Here is a 2711-nt window from a genome sequence, read left to right on the forward strand (position 1 = left end):
CATCTCTTGCCCACTTTTCGTATTGCAGACATACTTGTTCCCAGAAAATCTGAGAGTCACTATTGACAATCTTGATAACATCATTCTTGTCAATATCAACAAGAATCTTTACCCGTGTTCTGCGAAATTGAGAATGACTTCCAGTCAAGTACCAATCTTCCCAATGTCTTTTATCCTGCATGAACTCAAATGGTTTTAAGATTGGATCATCCAAGGAAGCCAACCATCTTGCCGCCCTCCGGCAGATTGGAGCGTTTTTCCAATATTTCATATCGTGAAAGAATCGCTTGAGCATAGGCAACCTGAAAGGACACTCGCGAGTTTTCTCATCCGGTATGAACATGTCCTTCAACGTACCAGACTGTGGCAGAAATCGAATGTTCGCGTCTGGATATTTCCAACTTAGATACCACCCCCAAGTTTCAATATCAGGGACTTTGAATACCTCTTGATCCCCGAATCGTAACATAATACATTCCTCGGCTTCTGGTGTCACCCAGAATTCATTCGTGTTTTGGAATTCGGAGCAGTTACCCGAGTCCATACCCTCAGGTGGCCACAACGCCATTTGGGTTCCCAACAAGGTTTTCAATACCTCAACCTTAGTTTTTCCTAAGAGACTGGAATTTTGTGTGACAAGTGAAATAGATATTGGTTGAGTCATCGTAGATCCCTACTGAATTATTCGTTTTTAATTTTTGCAATCTCACGAATGGTATCACGAACTGTTTCGATATCCTTCTCCTGAAAATCGGGGCTTTCAACAGGACTTTTGAGAAGTGTTAGCACTTTTGGTTGCTTGCCGGAATACTTGTCGCCCAATTGATTAATACGTTCCTCGTGCTCGCTATGGCCTATAGTGAAAAAAACAACACATTTAACGCTATACTGGTTAGAACCGACTTCGGCATTTCGCCTTAAAATTGCTTTATATGCCAAGTACCCAGAATTCACCCGACCTTGTGGATTTGATGTTGACCCTCGCATATCAATGTCTAAAAACGCCATGTCAAGCACCTCGTCATGATTTTCTATACGCTGCAGTGCTTCCGCCTCGGTATCATAATGTTTCCAGGGGAGAGTAATGCCCGGATCCCACAAATCTTCAAACAAACCTCGCAGTTGGTCGGTAACCTCAGGATCGTCGTCCATTACCATAAACTCTGCCGATGTCCTGTTCAACAACTGCTTGGTATCCTGTTCTTTCCCAGCTTCCCGGATGATCTTTCTGAGATATGCCGCATAAACACCAAAAATACCTTCTGGATCGGATGTTCGGTCTATGCGCGTCTGCGCATTGAGACTATATGCCCCCATAACAACCGAGCGAATAACTTTTATCTTAACCCATTTCTGACACTCACATTGTAAGATTTGATTAAATAAAGGCGAGTCATCTTTTTTAGGCATATCCTTAGTCGATAAGTTAACATCTGTGCTAACTGCCATAAATTCACGATCATCTGCAGTCGGACTGAGCTTTTCAACAACGCCTATTGTCAGATCTTTTATTTCTTCCAATGTCTTCATGTTTTTCCGATACGGAACGTAACATATCATGTTCATGTGAGGTTGATGCAGCAAAGCAACTTGTTCGTTTGTATCAGAATTCACTAAATATTTTTGTAATGTTTGATAGAGTTGTCTTGCGGAAAGAATGGATAACGCCAGAATCTTTCCGTGCCCAGACTGATCCAGTGGTATAGCACTATGTGCTAACCAACAAGCTGCTGCCACTGCTCCAGGGCGTGATCCTTCAAGCGTGAATCGACCGACAAACGCATCCGGATCACCATCTTGCAGCCAGAGGTAGGGAGCATCACAACTCACGACCTCCGCTGCAATACCTCGACGCAGGAGCAATGCCCCCGCCGAATACGGAATATAGCCTAACTTGTGGGGATCCATAGTAATACTGTCTGCCTGGGACATTCCGGCGGTTCGATTTATCAGTTCCTCCCAAGACAACCATGAACCCTCGTTTGATTCAGACATATTAATCAACGATTTACTTTGTTCATCAGTAATACCAACAGCCTTGCAACATTGTGAAAGCCACTCTTTGAGATCATCTACATTTACCACTTTGAGATCATCTACATTTACCACTTTGTTGTCGTCTAATTTACGCCGTATCATTGCTCCGAGATAACCACCATAAGCGGCATCTACATGCCACCAGACCGTTCCCGCCGACTTTTCCTGCAATTTGTTAAGCATTTTACGAACTTTAGGGAGATTGTCCAATGCCCCTTCTTCCGTAGTTCCAAAATTTGAAGCCACCATCAATGCCCAGTTTCCATCTTTTAAATCTTTCTTAAGTTTTGCCTTCAGTTCTTCCACATCAATATCAAAACTGTCTAAATGAGGGACCTTAACGATACAATCCTGTCCTAAGCCGAGGATATTAGCCGCTTTAAGCCACGAATAGTGTGTATTCTCAGAGACGTACACACGCCATGGTTTTTTAAATAACGATTCTTCTTTTGGGAATAGTTCCAGTGCTTTTGAGCGGAATCCGTGATCTCCGAGTCTTTGAATGGTAAACGGGCTTATCAATTTGTCTATTAAGGCATCCGCTTCAATAGTTTCATTTTCAATCTGACGCTTTTCTATAATATCGTTTCGTGCTCGGACACGCAACCTGTACAGTTCATCGGTAGGAATGTTCGCAAGTTCCCAGGCGGTCATGCAGCGAATAGTTTTCTCTT

The 2711-nt window shown here is 43.1% G+C and carries 2 protein-coding genes; both read right to left on the bottom strand.

Annotation, left to right across the window (positions count from 1 at the left end; translation table 11 throughout):
• The coding region (locus J4G07_12700; protein MCE2414854.1) for a hypothetical protein at window positions 1–664 on the bottom strand (664 nt) is incomplete at its 3' end.
• Between the two features lie 17 nt (window positions 665–681).
• Window positions 682–2711, bottom strand: a 2030-nt coding sequence (locus J4G07_12705; protein MCE2414855.1) for a hypothetical protein, incomplete at its 5' end; no start/stop codon positions are given.

The organism is Candidatus Poribacteria bacterium, from assembly GCA_021295715.1.
In the GTDB taxonomy this organism is placed as follows: Bacteria; Poribacteria; WGA-4E; order WGA-4E; family WGA-3G; genus WGA-3G.